Here is a 15,646-nt window from a genome sequence, read left to right on the forward strand (position 1 = left end):
CGGGCGCGCTCAGCCGAGGTGGCCCCGGAGGAAGCTGAGGGTGCGCCGCCAGGCCGTCCGGGCCTGGAGCGGGTCGTAGGAGCCGGGGCGGTTCTCGTCGTTCATGAAGGCGTGCCCGGCCGGATAGAAGTGGATCTCGGGCCGGACGTCGGTCGCCTCGCCGATCCGGATCGCCGCCTCGTCGACGGCGGCCATCGGGATCGACCGGTCGTGCTCGGCGTAGTGCCCCAGCACGTGGGCGGTGAGGCCCCGGTAGTCGAAGTCCGGATCGGGTGGCAGCCCGTAGAACGGCACCACGGCGGCCACCCGGTCGCCCTCGGCGGCGGCCAGCAGCAGCGCGAAGCCGCCGCCCATGCAGAACCCGACCACGCCGACCGCGTCGCCGACCACGCCGTCCAGGCCGAGCAGGTACCCGACCGCGCCGCGCAGGTCCACCACCGCCCGCTCGACCGGGAGTTCGCGCTTCAGCCTGGCCGCCTCGGCACTGTCGTGGGCGGTCGCGCCGCCGAACAGGTCGGGGGCGAGGACGGTGAACCCCTCGGCGGCGAAGCGGTCCGCCATCGCGGCCACGTGGGAGGTGAGCCCCCACCACTCCTGCACCACCACCAGGCCGGGGCCGACGCCCCGCTCGGGCCGGGCCAGATAGCCGTGGGCCTGGCGGCCGTTGCTCGGGAAGGTGACGTTCTGCCGGGAGCCGCCCTGCTCAGGCATGGCTTCCTCTCGGGACGGGCCGCGCGGCGCGGCGAGGGCTGCTGGGGGCCGGCGCCGAGGGGGCGGCCGGGAGCGTGGTCGGCGCCGGCCCCCGCGCCGGCGCGGCGCGGCGGATCAGCCCATCTCCTCCAGCGCCCGGCCCTTGGTCTCCTTGATGCAGAAGGCCACGAAGGGGATCGAGAGCAGGGCGAAGGCCGCGTAGATGACGTAGGTCGCCGACAGGTTCCAGTCCGCGAGGTCGGGGAAGCTGACGGTGATCGCCCAGTTGGCGATCCACTGGGCCGAGGCGGCGACCGAGAGGGCGAGTGCCCGGATCCGGTTGGGGAACATCTCGCCGAGCAGGACCCAGACCACCACGCCCCAGGAGAAGGCGAAGCAGAACACGAAGACGTGCGCGGCGACCAGCGCGACGGTGGCGTAGGTGTCGTCCAGGGTGGCGGCGTCGCCGGTGCCGTGCCGGAAGGAGAAGGCCCAGGCGGCGGTGCCCAGCGCCAGCGCCATGCCGGCCGACCCGGCCAGCGCGAGCGGCTTGCGGCCGATCCGGTCGACCAGGGCCATGGCGACCACCGTCCCGACCACGTTGACGATCGAGGTGGAGAGGCTGATCAGCAGCGAGTTCGACTCGTTGATGCCGACGGACTGCCAGAGGAAGGACGAGTAGTAGAAGATCACGTTGATGCCGACGAACTGCTGGAACACCGAGGCGCCGATGCCGATCCAGACGATCGGCAGCAGCCCGAAGCGGCCGCCCAGCAGGTCCCTGGCCCGGGGCTTGTGGGCGGATTCCAGCACCGCGCGGATCTCGGTGACCCGGGCGTCGAGGTCGACCCCCTCGCCCTCCACCTCCAGCAGCACCTTGCGGGCCTGCGCCTCGCGGCGGTCGGCGATCAGGTAGCGCGGCGACTCCGGGATGGCCAGCGCCATCAGCCCGTAGACGAGGGCCGGGACGGTCTCGACGCCGAGCATCCACTGCCAGGCCTGGATGCCGCCCAGGTGACCGGTGGAGTCGCCGCCGGCGGCCTGGTTGAGGGCCCAGTTGGCGAGCTGGGAGACGGTGATGCCGAGCACGATCGCCATCTGCTGGAAGGACGCCAGCCGGCCGCGGTAGGCGGTGGGCGCGACCTCCGCGATGTAGGTCGGGGCGATCACCGAGGCGATGCCGATCGCGACGCCGCCGACCACCCGCCAGGTGGCCAGCACCTGGATGCTCGGCGGGAACATCGAGCCGATGCCGCTGATCGCGAACAGCGTGGCGGCCAGCAGCATGGTGCGGACCCGGCCGAACTGGTCGGCGAGCCGGCCGGCGGTCACCGCCCCGCCGGCCGAGCCGAGCAGGGCGATGGCCACCACGAAGGCGGTCTCGCCGTTGCCCACCGCGAAGTGCTTCTGGATGCCGGTCACCGCACCGTTGATCACCGCGCTGTCGTAGCCGAACAGGAAGCCGCCCATCGCGGCCGCCGCCGAGATGAAGACGACGTGTCCGAGATGCGCCTCGCCGGAGGCCGGACGGGATGTGGCTGTGGACACGCGCGCTCCCCGGGTGGACGGGCCCGCCGGCACAGCCGAGGGGGCAGGATTCGTCACACATTCGATCAGCGGCGTCCCGGCTTCGCCCGAAATCGAGCCGATCGGGTGACTTGGCGTCAGCGCTGCTACCCCGTGCGCCGCGCGTTACGCCTGAGGAGCTGGGTGCGGGCGGCGGCGTCCAGGCCCCGGTCGCGTTCGGCCAGCCGGTCGGCGACGGCCCGCTGCTCGGCCGCGCCCTTCTTGTTGTCGTACTTGAACTTGGCGCGCACCGTGCGGACCGTCAGCCGCAGCCCGCGCAGGCCTGACAGCAGCGGGCCGAAGGGCGCCTCGCCGGGGGCCACCCGGGTGTCCGGGGTCTCCGGCTGGAAGTGCGCCAGCTGCCGGTTGAGGATCGCCGCCTTGCCGGCCGCGTCCTCGACGATCTCGGCCGTGCAGACGAACTGGACGGAGGCGTAGTAGCTGGTCGGCGTACCCGGCTCGCCGCGCCAGTGGCCGGGGGCGAAGGCGTAGTCGTCGGTGACCGCGAGGGTGACCTCGGGGTCGGCCCGGACGGCGGCGAACAGCGGGTTGGGCGCGGCGAGGTGCAGCAGGATCTCGCCCCGCTCGACGTCCAGCAGGAAGTGGGTGGGGACCAGGACGGGCCCCTGGCCGGGCAGGCCGTTGGCGGCGAGCAGGCCGAAGTCGCGGCCCTCGGCGAGCCAGGCCCGCCACTCGGCCTCGTCACCCCGGTCCCAGGACCTGATCAGCATGGGGAGCCCCTCAGCGGGTGAAGTCGCGCAGGTGGGCGGGGAGCGGCACGGCGGTGGAGGCGTCCGGCACGGGGGCGCCGTACACCGTGGTCACCGGCACGACGCCGGCCCAGTACGGGAGGTCGAGGTCCGCCTCGTCGTCGTCGGCGTCGTCGGCGCGGGTCTTGGCCGAGACCTCGTCGAGGTCGAGCCGGACGACGGCGGTGGCGGCCAGCTCCTTGGCGTTGGCCGGGCGGACCTCGGCGGAGCGGCCGGGGACGGTCTGGTCGACCAGCGCGTCCAGCGCGACCGACAGCTCCACCGGGTCGGTGACCTGGTGGGCCGTGCCGTGGGCGACCACCGAGCGGAAGTTGATCGAGTGGTTGAACGCGGACTTGGTCAGCACCAGGGCGTCGACCAGGGTGACGGTGACGCAGACCGGCATGCCCTGGTCGCCCTTGGCGCCGCGCAGCGGCCGGCTGCCGGTGGAGCCGTGGACGTAGAGGCGGTCGCCGACCCGGGCGAAGATGGTCGGCAGCACGACGGGGGCGCCGTCGACGACGAAGCCGAGGTGGCAGAGGTAGGTGCTGTCGAGGATCGCGTGGATCGCGTCCCGCTCCCAGGTGGCGCGGTCCTTGTAGCGGGTGGGGGTGGTGCGCGGGGTACGGGCGTAGGACGCGGTGCCGTCTGACATGACAACCTCTATGTACTAGTGCATAATCTCTTTTGTGCTAGGAGACTATCCGATCAAGGGACGGCGCGCCAGCGAGATCGCGGCCGACGTCGAGCAGGGCGTCAGCAGCGGGCGGCTCGCGCCCGGCACCGCACTGCCCCCGCTGCGCGACCTGGCCGCCGAACTCGGCGTCAACCCCAACACCGTCGCCGCCGCCTACCGGCTGCTCCGCGACCGGGGGGTGATCGAGACCGCCGGCCGCAAGGGCAGCCGGATCCGCCCGCGGCCGGCGCTCACTCCGCGCGACCAGATCCGGGTGCCCGTCCCACCGGACGCCCGGGACCTCTCCAACGGCAACCCCGACCCGGCGCTGCTCCCCGACCTCACCCCGGCCCTCGCCGCCGCGGCCGAGGCCGCCCGCCGCGACCCGGTGCTCTACGGGCGCCCCTCCGCCGATCCGGGGCTCCTGGCCCTCGCCGGTGCGGGCTTCCGCGCCGACGGCCTGCCCGACGCGCCGATCGCCATCAACTCCGGCTCGCTCGACACCATCGAGCGGATCCTGGCCACCCGGCTGCGCCCCGGGGACGCCGTCGCCGTCGAGGACCCGGGGTGGGGGAGCCTGATGGACCTGCTGCCCGCCCTCGGACTGCGGCCCGCTCCCGTCCGGCTGGACGACGAGGGGCCGCTGCCGGAGGCGCTCGCCGAGGCGCTGGCGGCCGGGGCCCGCGCGGTGGTCGTCACCAGCCGCGCGCAGAACCCGACCGGCGCGGTGGTCACCGCCGCCCGGGCGGCCGCGCTGCGGGCGGTGCTGGCGGGCCATCCCGGGGTGCTGCTGATCGAGGACGACCACGGCCACGGCATGGTCGACCAGCCCTTCCACTCGCTGGTCGGGGCCGGCTCCGAGCACTGGGTGGTGGTGCGCTCGGCGGCCAAGGCCTACGGGCCGGACCTGCGGCTCTCCTTCGCGGTCGGGGACGCCGACACCATCGGCCGGGTGCAGGGCCGTCAGCGGCTCGGGGCCGGCTGGGTCAGCCATCTGCTGCAGGGCACGGTCGCCGAGCTGTGGCGCACCGACGCGGCACCGGCCGCGCGGGTGGCCGCCGCCTACCGGGCGCGCCGGGACGCCCTGCTGGGGGAGCTGGCCGCCCGTGGCATCGAGGCGCACGGCGCGAGCGGGCTGAACGTCTGGGTGCCCGTCCCGGACGAGACCGGCGCGCTCGCCGCGCTGGTGCAGCGCGGCTGGGTCGTGGCGCCGGGCGCGCGGTTCCGCCTGCAGTCCGCGCCGGGGCTGCGGATCACCGTCGCCCGGCTCGATCCGGCCGAGGCACGGCGGCTGGCCGACGACCTGGCGGCCGTGCTCGGAGCGGACGGTGCCGGTTCGCGACTGATCTGAACCGGTCGGTAACAGGCCGGGAATCCTGTGCACGACCGATCTGAACCGGTCGGTAACAGAGTGAGAAACCTGGTGCAGATACCTAGCGGTAACAAGCGCGAGCATGTCATCTTCATCGCGCCACCGGCCGGCGGCCCACCCTCACCTCCGCGTCTCCCCGCCCCCACCGTGCGGACGAGACCGACCGCAGGAGTTCCGCCGTGCCCGAAAACCGTTCGAGCATCACTCGCAGAACCACCCGCCTCACCCGGCGGCTGCTCGCCGCCGCCCTCGCCCTGCCGCTCGGCGCGGCCGGCCTGGTCGCCGGCGCCGCCGCACCGGCCGCGGCCGCCGGCGCGGTGCCGGCCGGGCCCACCGCCAGCGTCACCCTGGGGGACAGCTACATCTCCGGCGAGGCCGGCCGCTGGAAGGGCAACTCGGTCGTCACCGGCGGAAGCCGGTCCGGTACCGACCGGGCCTGGACCGGCAGCGCCTACGACCCGAGCGGGGTCTACGGCGCGACGTATGCCAGCGGGTGCGACCGCTCGGACGTCGCCGAGGTGCGCAGCGCCCCGACCGTGACCCAGACCCAGCTGAACCTGGCCTGCTCGGGGGCCGTCGCCGCCAATGTCTTCCGGGCCGCCAACGGCGGCCAGTCGTTCAAGGGCGAGGCGCCGCAGGCCGACCAGCTCGCCTCCGTGGCGCGGCAGTACAACGTCAAGCTGATCACGCTCTCGATCGGCGGGAACGACCTCGGCTTCGCCGACGTGATCCAGAGCTGCGTCACGGACTACCTCGTCTGGTACTCCTACTGCCACGACGACCAGCAGGGCGAGATCGACTCCCGGATGCCCGGCGCGATGGCGGGGGTCGGCAAGGCGCTGGACGAGATCCGGACCGTGATGGCCGGTGCGGGCTACGCGACCGGGGACTACCGGGTCGTGCTGCAGTCCTACCCCTCGCCGATCCCGCGCGGCGCCGAGATGCGCTACCCGGAGAGCGGCTGGAGCCGGTCCGACACCGGCGGCTGTCCGTTCTGGAACGGCGACGCGGACTGGGCCCGGGACTCGCTGGTGCCGCAGATCTCGCGGGCGCTGGCCGGGGTCGCCGCCGCGAAGGGGGCGCAGTTCCTGGACCTGGCGGACATGCTGCAGGGGCGCGAGGTCTGCTCCAAGGCCACCAAGCAGGCGAGTTCGAGCAGCGCGCCGTCCGCCACCACGAGTGAGTGGGCGCGGTTCGTCGACGGCGGGCTCAGCGCCTCGCAGGGCACGATCCAGGAGTCGATGCACCCGAACTACTACGGCCAGCAGGCCCTCGGGCAGTGCCTGACCCTGCTGTACGCGCGGCCGACCGGCAACTACGGCTGCCGCAACACGGCCGGCAAGGACGCGAGCGGGATGTACCTCACCGCGCGGTAGCGCGCGGCGCGGCCGGTCCCCGTCCCCGGGCCCGAGTGGGCGGGAACGGGGACCGGCCGCGGCGGGTCAGCCCTTGGCGAGCAGCGCCTCGGCGTGCGCGCGCACCTGGTCCTTCGTCAGATAGGCGTCGGTGTACTCGAAGTCCCGCAGCCGGGCGGGCTGGCGGGCCAGGAAGCCGGTCCGGACGAAGTCGTCGCCGGCGGTGGCGTTGAGCAGCCAGTTGGCGCCGACCCGGAACTTCGCCACGTTGGTGCGCATCGCCATCAGGTGGTAGCCGCGGGCGACCACCTGGGCGGGGACGCCGCGCAGTTCGACGCCGACCGGCTTGGAGACCGCGTCCTTGCCGCCGAGGTCCACCACCAGGCCCAGGTCCTTGTGGTAGTAGGGCTCCAGCGGCTGGTTGCGCAGCGCGGCGATCACGTTGTTGGCCACCGCCCGGCCCTGGCGGGCGGAGTGCTGGGCGGTGGGCGGGCAGACCGCGCCGTCGCCCTTCGCGAGGTCCGGGACGGCGGCGGCGTCGCCGAGTGCGAAGACGCCCTCGAACTGCGGAACCCGCATCTCCGCGGTGACCGCGATCCGGCCGCGGACCGTCTCGGCGTCCAGGGTGCCGATCAGCGGGCTGGCCGCGACGCCGGCCGTCCAGATCAGCGTCCGGCAGGGGAGCACCCGGCCGTCGGTGAACTTGACCGACTCGGCGCCGACTTCGGCCACCGAGACGCCCAGCGAGACCTCGATGCCGCGCTCGCGCAGCACCTCCAGGGCGGCGACGCCGAGGGCGTCGCCGAGCTCCGGCATCAGCTTCGGGGCGATGTCGATCAGGTGCCACTTGATCTGCCGGGCGTCCAGCCGCGGGTAGCGCCGGGCGGCCGCGGTGGTCAGCCGCTGGAGGCAGGCGGCGGTCTCGGTGCCCGCGTAGCCGCCGCCGACCACCACGAACTGGAGCCGGGACTCGCGCTCCCGCTGGTCCAGGGTGGCGGAGGCGAGGTCGAGTTGGGCGATGACGTGGTCGCGGACGTAGGTCGCCTCGGCGAGCGTCTTCATGCCGCGCGCGTAGTCGGTCAGGCCCGGGATGTCGAAGGTGCGGGTCACGCTGCCGGGCGCGAGCACCAGGTAGTCGTACTTCTGCGCGACCACCTCGTCGGTGATCTTGCGGACCACGCAGACCTTGGAACGCGGGTCGACGCCGATCGCGCCGCCGGGGACGATGTGGGTGCGGCGCAGCGTCCGGCGGAGCGAGACCGCGACCGACTGCGGGGTCAGCACCCCGGCCGCCACGTGCGGGAGCAGCGGCAGATAGAGCTGATAGCTGAACGGCGTGACCAGCGAGATCTCCGCCTCCGAGGGCGTGAGCTTGCGTTCGAGCCGGCGAGCGCACTCCAGTCCGGCGAAGCCACCGCCCACGATCAGGATCCGAGCTCGTTCCATCGTTCATCCCTTACAGTGCAGTTCGTACCGTGCAAGGTCCCCACTACTCTGAGCCACACTCGCACGGCGGAGCGGGCGCTGCCACCGGACGGCGCGGATGGCGCAGGCCCGCGCCGGGCGGGGACGGCACGCGGCGCCCGGTCCGCGCATATGCCCGATAGGCTGTCCGGCGTGCTCCCCGAGGTGACGGCGGTCCGTTATGTGACGCCACTGCGAGAAGGCGGCTCGATGCCGGGCCTGGTCGAGGCCGACGACCGGCGGCTGTACGCCCTGAAATGGGTCGGCGCCGCGCAGGGCCGCAAAGCGCTGGTGGCGGAGGTGCTGGCCGGTGAGCTGGGCCGCCGGCTCGGGCTGCCGGTACCGGAGTTGGTCACGGTGGACCTCGACCCGGTGCTGGCCCGCAGCGAGCCGGACCCGCAGATCCAGGACCAGATGCGGGCCAGTGGCGGCCGCAACCTCGGGATGGCCTTCGTCAGCGGGGCGCTCAACTTCGACCCGCTCTGCTTCGAGGTGGACGCCGGGCTGGCCGGGCAGGTGCTCTGGTTCGACGCCCTGATCGGCAACGTCGACCGCTCGTGGCGCAACCCCAACCTGCTGGTGGCCACCGGCGGGCTGCGGCTGATCGACCACGGCGCCAGCCTGATCTTCCATCACCACTGGGCGGGCGCGGCCGGCTGGATCCGCCGCCCGTACGACGCCTCCGACCACGCGCTGTTGCGCGCGGAGCCCGATCTGGTGGCCGCGGACAAGGCGCTCGCGCCGCTCGCCGAGGCGGCGGTGGAGGCGGCGGTGGCGCAGATCCCGGACGTCTGGCTGGTGGACGAGCCGGGCTTCGACTCGCCCGAGGCGGTGCGCGCCGCGTACCGCTCCCAGCTGACCGGGCGACTGGCCGGTCCGCGTGACTGGCTGCCGGGGGTCTCCGCATGAGCGAGTCCGTGACGCCGGCCCCGCCGGCCGTCGAGCTGCACGACTACGAGTACGCGGTGATCCGGGCGGTGCCCCGGGTCGAGCGCGGCGAGTGCGTCAACGTCGGGGTGCTGCTGTACTGCCGGCAGAGCGCGCACCTGGGCGCCCGGACCCATCTGGACCAGGCCCGGCTGCTGGCGCTCGACCCGGTGGCGGACGTCGCCGGGGTGCGGCGGGCGTTGCACGGGATCGAGGCGGTCTGCGCGGGCGGGCCCGCGGCCGGTCCGGCGGCGGGCGACAGTCCGGGGCAGCGGTTCCGCTGGCTGACGGCGCCGCGCAGTGCCATCGTCCAGCCGGGACCGGTGCACACCGGGCTGACCGGTGACCCGGAGGCCGAGCTGCGGCGGCTCTTCGACCAGCTGGTGCTCTGAGGGCGACCGGTCGGGTGCCCGGGGGCCGTCCGGGGGCCCTTCCGGGGCCGAGCGGTTGACCTGCGGACTTTTGCCCCGGTCAAAGCTTGAGTTGGTGAAGCACTCGGTCGTACGCTGGCCCCATGGGTTCGACAGCGACGACGACCGTACCGACCAACGCCGAGTTGATGGAGGCGTTGGCCGCCGTCGGCGCCGCCTACTTCCAGGACTTCGCGGGAGCCGCGGCCCGGCACGGTCTCTCCTCCTCCCAGGCGAAGGCGCTCGGTGCGGTGCAGGAGCCGGTACCGATGCGCGCGCTGGCCGGCCGGCTGGGCTGCGACGCCTCCAACGTGACGGGGATCGTCGACCGGCTGGAGTCGCTCGGCCTGGCCAACCGCGAGGCGGCGGCCGGGGACCGGCGGGTCAAGATCGTGGTGATCACCGAGCAGGGCCGCGAGATCCTCGGGCTGATCCGCGGCGAGATGAGCCGTACCCACCAGGCCTTCGAGGCGATGACGGACGAGCAGCGGATCTCGCTGCACTCGATCTGCGCGCAGGTGCTGCCGGTCCTCGCCGGGCGCTCGCCCGGCACGGTGTAGCGGTTCGGCGGCACAGCGGCACAGCGGCACGGCGGCACAGCGGTACGGCGATCGGCCGGGGCGGGCGCGGGAGGCGGCAGCGCCCGGTCCGCCGCCGCTCGCGCTGACCTCGGCTGTTAGGCTTGCGAAGCGTGAGCGCGAAGCCCCAGATCCCCAATGTCCTGGCCTCCCGGTACGCCTCGGCGACCCTGGCCCAGCTGTGGTCCCCCGAGCACAAGGTGGTCCTTGAGCGCCACCTGTGGCTCGCCGTCCTGAAGGCCCAGCAGGACCTCGGCGTGGAGGTGCCCGCGGGCGCCGTCGCCGACTACGAGCGGGTGATCGACCAGGTCGACCTCGGTTCGATCGCCGCCCGCGAGCGGGTCACCCGGCACGACGTGAAGGCGCGGATCGAGGAGTTCAGCGACCTCGCCGGCCACGAGCAGATCCACAAGGGCATGACCTCCCGGGACCTGACCGAGAACGTCGAGCAGCTGCAGATCCGCCAGTCGCTGGAGCACGTCCGCGACCGCACGGTCGCCGTGCTGGTCCGCCTGGGCCGGCTCGCCGCCCAGCACTCCGAGCTGGTCATGGCCGGCCGGTCGCACAACGTCGCCGCGCAGGCCACCACCCTGGGCAAGCGCTTCGCGACCGTCGCCGACGAGGTGCTGGTCGCCTTCCGCCGGCTGGAGGAGCTGATCGCCCGCTACCCGCTGCGCGGGATCAAGGGCCCGGTCGGCACCGCCCAGGACATGCTGGACCTGCTCGGCGGCGACACCGACAAGCTCGCCGAGCTGGAGCGCCGGGTGGCCGGTCACCTCGGCTTCGACCACGTGCTGACCAGCGTCGGCCAGGTCTACCCGCGCTCGCTGGACTTCGAGGTGCTCACCGCCCTCGTCCAGCTCTCGGCCGGGCCGTCCAGCCTGGCCAAGACGATCCGCCTGATGGCCGGCCACGAGCTGGTCACCGAGGGGTTCAAGGAGGGCCAGGTCGGTTCCTCCGCGATGCCGCACAAGATGAACACCCGCTCCTGCGAGCGCGTCAACGGCCTGGCCGTCATCCTGCGCGGGTACGCCTCGATGACCGCCGAGCTGGGCGGCGACCAGTGGAACGAGGGCGACGTCTCCTGCTCGGTGGTCCGCCGAGTCGCGCTGCCGGACGCCTTCTTCGCCTTCGACGGCCTGCTGGAGACCTTCCTGACCGTCCTCGACGAGTTCGGCGCCTTCCCCGCCGTGATCGAGGCCGAGCTGGACCGCTACCTGCCGTTCCTGGCCACCACCAAGGTGCTGATGGGCGCGGTGCGGGCGGGCGTCGGCCGGGAGACCGGGCACGAGGTCATCAAGGAGCACGCCGTCGCCTCGGCGCTGGCGATGCGGGCCGGCGCGCGGGAGAACGAGCTGCTGGACCGGCTGGCGGCGGACGCGCGGATCCCGCTGGACCGGGCCGGGCTGGACGCGCTGCTGGCCGACCGGCTCTCCTTCACCGGCGCGGCCGGTGCCCAGGTCGCCGAGGTGGTCCGCCAGGTCGAGGCCGTCGCGGCCGCCTACCCCGACGCCGCCAAGTACGCCCCGGGCGACATCCTCTGACGTTGCCTCAGGTCTTCGTGGGCCCCGCCGCCGATCCGGTGGCGGGGCCTTCGCCGTGTCCGGCGGCGGCATGGCCCGGATCCAGCGGAGGGGCGGTGCCGCAGGCGTAGGTGCAGTCCGGCTCGGCGACCGGGTGGTCCTCGGGGGCCAGCACATTGCCCCGGACGGTGGTGAACGCCGTCACCGCGCCGGTGACCAGCAGCCCGGCGCAGATCAGCATCGCGGTCCGGAAGGCGGAGTCCACCGCGGCCGGTACCCGGTAGGCCTCGCCGCTGAGCCCGGCCAGCGCCGGCAGGGCGGCCACCGCGAGCAGCCCGGCCGCGCGGGCGGCGGCGTTGTTGACGCCGCTGGCGATCCCGGCATGCCGGACCTCCACCGCCGCGAGCACCGTCGCGGTCAGCGGCGCGACCAGCAGGACCATCCCGCAGCCCATCACGGTGGCGGCCGGCAGCACGTCCGTCCAGTACGAGGCGTCGGAGCCGATCCGCAGCATCAGCAGGACCCCCGTCGCGCAGAGCAGCGGGCCCACGGTGAGCGGGAGGCGCGGGCCGATCCGCTTGCCGAGCCGGCCGGCCCGGGCGGACAGCGCGAGCATCAGCACGGTGATCGGCAGCAGGGCGAGCCCGGAGACCAGTGGGGAGAAGCCGGAGACGATCTGCAGCTGGACGACCAGGAGGAAGAAGACGCCGCTGAACGCCGCGTAGACGCAGAGGGTGACCAGGTTCACCGCGGTGAACAGGCGGGAGGAGAAGAGGCCGAGCGGCAGCATCGGCTCCGGGACGCGGCGTTCGACCACCACGAAGGCCGTGCCCAGCAGCAGGCCGGCCGCGCCGGACACCCACACCACGGCCGAGAGCCCGTCGCCCGCCGCGGTCAGCGCGTAGGTGACCGAGCCCAGCGCGAGCGCGGCCAGCGCCGCGCCGAGGACGTCGAACCGGCCGGTCGCGCTCTCGTCCCGGCTCTCCGGGACGTGCCGGGAGGCCACCGCGACCACCAGGGCGGCGAGCGGGACGTTCAACAGGAAGATCCACCGCCAGCCGGGGCCGTCCACCAGCCAGCCGCCGAGGAACGGGCCGATCGCGGCGGACACCCCGCCGAGGCCGGACCAGAGGCCGACCGCCGCCGAGCGGTCGTCAGGGTGGAACACCGCCTGGAGCATCGCCAGCGAGCCGGGGGTGAGCAGCGCCCCGCCGACGCCCTGCACCGCGCGGGCGGCGACCAGTACCTCGATGGTGGGGGCCGCGGCGCAGGCTGCCGAGGCGGCGGCGAACCAGAGCACGCCGATCAGGAAGACGCGGCGCCGGCCGTAGCGGTCACCGAGCGCGCCGCCGAGCAGGATCAGGCCGGCCAGGGTGAGCAGATAGGCGTTGAGCGTCCATTGCAGGGCGGCGAGCGGAGCGCCGAGATCGGTGCCGATCCGGGGCAGTGCGACGTTGACGACGGTGCCGTCGAGCATCGCCATGCTGGAGCCGAGCACCGTCGCCAGTAGTACCCAGCGGCCCTGCGCGGTGCCCAGGCGCAGGGTGCCGGCCTCGGAGGTGGCCACCGCCTGATCCTGCGCTCCGGGACGCGACGTGACAAGGGTCACCGGGGGTGTGTCGGCGGATGGCTTTCCGTAGGTGATCGCATGCGTACGGACACCGAAATCGGCGGAGCGTCGTGGATCAGTGGCACGCGGTGAATCGATTGTGCACATACTGTGCAGCCGATCATTCGGAGTGTCACGGCCTTCCCGGGAGTGGTTGTCGATTCAAGAGATCGACATTGCTTCGCCCGGGCGGATGAGTTTTAGTTCAGCGACCGCCCGGCATTGGACCGGGTGGCCACCGGGTGGAACGCCTAGTCCTGCCGCTGCCCGGTGGTACGAACCGAACTCTGTACGGCAGGAGCGGGGGACCCAAAGGTAAGTCGCCGGACCGGAATTCACGGTCCGGCTTGGGGTGAAGCCGCGCTATGCGGCCGGGCAACTCCAGCCCGAACCCGACAGCTCACCTCGCAGGCGTCGGAGAGGACAGTTCGCCATGCCCGCACAGGCTCGTCGTATCACCCTGCCCCGCGCCGCCCGCATCGGCATCGCCACCGCCGTGACCGGCGCCGCTTTCGCCCTCCCGCTGGTGACCACCATCAGCGCCCAGGCCCACACCGCCCCGGCCGCCAAGCCCGCGCAGACCTCCACCTGGACCGGCGCCACCAGCGTCGACGCCGCGCCGGCCGCTGCCGCCAAGCCGGCCGCCGAGGCCGCCAAGCCGGCCGCCGCGCCGGCCGAGGAGAGCTACAAGGTCGTCGGCGGGGACACCCTGTCGAAGATCGCCGACGCCAAGCAGGTCGAGGGTGGCTGGAAGGCCCTCTACGACCACAACCGCTCGGTCGTCGGTGCCAACCCGAACCTCATCTTCCCGGGTCAGCAGCTCGCGCTGGATGCCAAGGCCGCCGCCGCTCCGGCCGCCGCCGAGGCCGCCAAGCCCGCCGCCCCGGCCGCCAAGCCGCAGGTCTCGCAGGACGCGCAGAAGCCGGCCGCCCAGCACGCCGCCCCGAAGCCGGTCCAGGCCGCCAAGCCCGCCGAGGCCCCGGCCGCCAAGCCGGCCGCCCCCGCCGCGAAGCCGGCCGCTCCGGCCGCTCCCGCGGCGCCGGCCGCCGCGGCCAGCACCTCGGGCTTCGTCGCCCCCCTCGCCAACCCGAAGCTCGGCACCGCCTACGGCGTGGCCGGCTCGATGTGGGCCTCCGGTCACCACACCGGTGCCGACTTCGTCGCCTCCACCGGCACCCCGCTGCGCGCCGTCGGCGCCGGCACCGTGGTGAAGGCCGGCAACGGCGGCGCCTACGGCAACGAGGTCGAGATCAAGCTCGCCGACGGCCACTACGCCGAGTACGCGCACCTGTCCTCGATCGGTGTGAAGATCGGTCAGACCGTCACCGCCGGCCAGCAGATCGGCCTCTCGGGTGCCACCGGCAACGTGACCGGCCCGCACCTGCACTTCGAGATCCGCACCGGCTCGGAGTACGGCTCGGACATCGACCCGATCGCCTACCTGCGGGCGCACGGCGTCTCCCTCTGACCTGAGGTCGGACTTCCGCTGGGTGCGGGGCGTACGGCCGCCCGGGATGGTCATGTCGGGTGACCGCTCGACCGGGTGATCGCCGCACCGTCAGCGGATCATGGGCGCGGGACACGCCCTGGCCGGTCCGGCTCGCGAATTTCCTTCGCGAGCCGGACCGGCCTTTTTCGTGCCCTTCTGACAGGCAGGTGCCCCCCCGCGAGCAGGGTTTCCGTCCGGCGTTTCCGAGTGGTCGGTTCCGTCGTGCAGAAGGCCTTTCCGGAAGGCCTTCCTGGGGGGCCTCCCGGGATATTCCGACGGCCCGTCGGCGGTCGGACGGGCCGTCAATTCTCGGTCGGCGGTCGCGGTGAAAGGAATGGGCCGCCCCGGCGGGGGTCAGGACCGGTGGGCGGGCAGGTCGCTGTTGGCGGCGGTCAGCAGCTGGTGCACGCGGTGGCCGAACTCGTCCGCGTCGCGGGCCGGCTCGGGGAAGACCAGGCGGACGTCGCGGTGGCCGTAGGGGTGGTCCAGACGGAGCACGAGGCCGTGCCGGTCGAGGGCCAGCGGGCGGACGTCGGGGTGTCCGACGAGCAACTCGCGGTCCAGCAGCCGGGTGAGCAGGGCGAGGGCGTCCGGGTGGTCGTCGGCGAGGTGGGTGAGCATCGCCGCCTCGAAGCGCGCCAGCGGGTCGGGCGCGGCCAGGGCGAGGTCGGCGCCGGTGAGGGCGGTGGTGCCGTACGGGGTGGAGAGGACGGCGTGTGCGACGTCCAGCCGCAGGTGGACGCTGAGGCCGTCGTCGGCGAGGTGGGCGAGGTGCAGCCGGCCGGCCAGGGTGAGACGGCCGCGGACGCGGTCGCGGACGGCGACCGGGGCGATGTCGGTGAGGTCCAGGACGACGGCCAGGCCGTCCTGCTCGCGGGTCACGGCGAGGGTGAGCGGCGAGTCGAGCGGTGCGCCCAGGCGCAGCCGGGAGCCGTGCACCGAGACCGGGGTGTCCAGGTCGTGGTACTCGCCGCAGGCCCGGATCACCACGGAGGAGGTGGCGCTGAGCAGGCTGCAGACCCGTTCGGCGGCGGTGGGTTCGGGCGCCTCGACGTCGACGGGGCTGGGGCTCATGACGACCTCCGTTGGTTAGGTTAGGCTAACCTAATCACTTCGCCGAGGGAGGGCAAGGCGTGCGCGGGTGGTGCGCGGGTCGCGATGGAGGGGTGCGTGGGTCCAAGGGATTGCAGATGGAGATAGCGAGCGCTTGCAAGTATCTGGCGTTCGGTCGTATTGTC

General features: G+C 73.6%; 14 protein-coding genes and 1 riboswitch. Of the genes, 7 read left to right on the forward strand and 7 right to left on the reverse strand.

Translation table 11 applies throughout. From position 1 onward, the window contains the following. Nucleotides 1-9 precede the first annotated feature (9 nt). From OG618_RS31030 to OG618_RS31045, 4 genes are all read right to left on the reverse strand, one after another. Complete coding sequence (locus OG618_RS31030; RefSeq protein WP_329490886.1) at nucleotides 10-711, reverse strand: dienelactone hydrolase family protein; 702 nt, start codon at nucleotides 709-711, stop codon at nucleotides 10-12. A 114-nt stretch (nucleotides 712-825) separates the two neighbouring features. Next, nucleotides 826-2,238, reverse strand: a complete 1,413-nt coding sequence (locus OG618_RS31035; RefSeq protein ID WP_329490887.1) for a sugar porter family MFS transporter — start codon at nucleotides 2,236-2,238, stop codon at nucleotides 826-828. A 125-nt stretch (nucleotides 2,239-2,363) separates the two neighbouring features. Next, nucleotides 2,364-2,987: an FMN-binding negative transcriptional regulator gene (locus tag OG618_RS31040; RefSeq protein ID WP_329490888.1), complete on the reverse strand. Its 624-nt coding sequence runs from the start codon at nucleotides 2,985-2,987 to the stop codon at nucleotides 2,364-2,366. A gap of 10 nt (nucleotides 2,988-2,997) precedes the next feature. Further along, nucleotides 2,998-3,660, reverse strand: coding sequence for a pyridoxamine 5'-phosphate oxidase family protein (locus OG618_RS31045; protein WP_329490889.1), 663 nt, complete (start codon nucleotides 3,658-3,660; stop codon nucleotides 2,998-3,000). 34 nt (nucleotides 3,661-3,694) lie between these two features. On the opposite strand from OG618_RS31045, the gene OG618_RS31050 reads away from it, so the two are divergent. Beyond that, entirely contained in the window at nucleotides 3,695-5,032 is a 1,338-nt protein-coding gene (locus OG618_RS31050; protein ID WP_329490890.1) for an aminotransferase class I/II-fold pyridoxal phosphate-dependent enzyme, read from the forward strand. A gap of 200 nt (nucleotides 5,033-5,232) precedes the next feature. After that, the gene (locus OG618_RS31055; protein ID WP_329490891.1) at nucleotides 5,233-6,429 is read left to right on the forward strand and encodes a GDSL-type esterase/lipase family protein; all 1,197 of its coding nucleotides are present in this window, start codon (nucleotides 5,233-5,235) and stop codon (nucleotides 6,427-6,429) included. A gap of 66 nt (nucleotides 6,430-6,495) precedes the next feature. Here OG618_RS31055 and OG618_RS31060 read toward each other — a convergent pair whose 3' ends face one another. After that, complete coding sequence (locus OG618_RS31060; protein WP_329490892.1) at nucleotides 6,496-7,854, reverse strand: NAD(P)/FAD-dependent oxidoreductase; 1,359 nt, start codon at nucleotides 7,852-7,854, stop codon at nucleotides 6,496-6,498. 171 nt (nucleotides 7,855-8,025) lie between these two features. Here OG618_RS31060 and OG618_RS31065 point away from each other — a divergent pair, with 171 nt between their 5' ends. From OG618_RS31065 to purB, 4 genes are all read left to right on the forward strand, one after another. Then, complete coding sequence (locus OG618_RS31065; protein ID WP_329490893.1) at nucleotides 8,026-8,781, forward strand: HipA family kinase; 756 nt, start codon at nucleotides 8,026-8,028, stop codon at nucleotides 8,779-8,781. After that, the gene (locus OG618_RS31070; RefSeq protein WP_329490894.1) at nucleotides 8,778-9,191 is read left to right on the forward strand and encodes a DUF3037 domain-containing protein; all 414 of its coding nucleotides are present in this window, start codon (nucleotides 8,778-8,780) and stop codon (nucleotides 9,189-9,191) included. Before OG618_RS31065 ends, OG618_RS31070 begins: the two co-directional genes overlap by 4 nt. 122 nt (nucleotides 9,192-9,313) lie before the next feature. Beyond that, entirely contained in the window at nucleotides 9,314-9,769 is a 456-nt protein-coding gene (locus tag OG618_RS31075; protein ID WP_329490895.1) for a MarR family winged helix-turn-helix transcriptional regulator, read from the forward strand. Between the two features lie 131 nt (nucleotides 9,770-9,900). Beyond that, entirely contained in the window at nucleotides 9,901-11,331 is a 1,431-nt protein-coding gene (purB, locus tag OG618_RS31080; protein ID WP_329490896.1) for an adenylosuccinate lyase, read from the forward strand. Between the two features lie 7 nt (nucleotides 11,332-11,338). On the opposite strand, the gene OG618_RS31085 is transcribed toward purB, so the two are convergent. Continuing rightward, nucleotides 11,339-12,877, reverse strand: coding sequence for an MFS transporter (locus OG618_RS31085; RefSeq protein WP_329490897.1), 1,539 nt, complete (start codon nucleotides 12,875-12,877; stop codon nucleotides 11,339-11,341). 310 nt (nucleotides 12,878-13,187) lie between these two features. Then, nucleotides 13,188-13,348, forward strand: a riboswitch (cyclic di-AMP (ydaO/yuaA leader). Between the two features lie 4 nt (nucleotides 13,349-13,352). On the opposite strand from OG618_RS31085, the gene OG618_RS31090 reads away from it, so the two are divergent. Next, complete coding sequence (locus OG618_RS31090) at nucleotides 13,353-14,387, forward strand: M23 family metallopeptidase (RefSeq protein ID WP_329490898.1); 1,035 nt, start codon at nucleotides 13,353-13,355, stop codon at nucleotides 14,385-14,387. A gap of 375 nt (nucleotides 14,388-14,762) precedes the next feature. Here OG618_RS31090 and OG618_RS31095 read toward each other — a convergent pair whose 3' ends face one another. Next, a complete protein-coding gene (locus OG618_RS31095; protein WP_329490899.1) occupies nucleotides 14,763-15,482 on the reverse strand; it encodes a DUF2470 domain-containing protein in 720 nt (239 codons plus the stop codon). Between the last annotated feature and the right edge of the window lie 164 nt (nucleotides 15,483-15,646).

The sequence above is a fragment of the Kitasatospora sp. NBC_01246 genome, from assembly GCF_036226505.1.
Taxonomy (GTDB): Bacteria; Actinomycetota; Actinomycetes; order Streptomycetales; family Streptomycetaceae; genus Kitasatospora.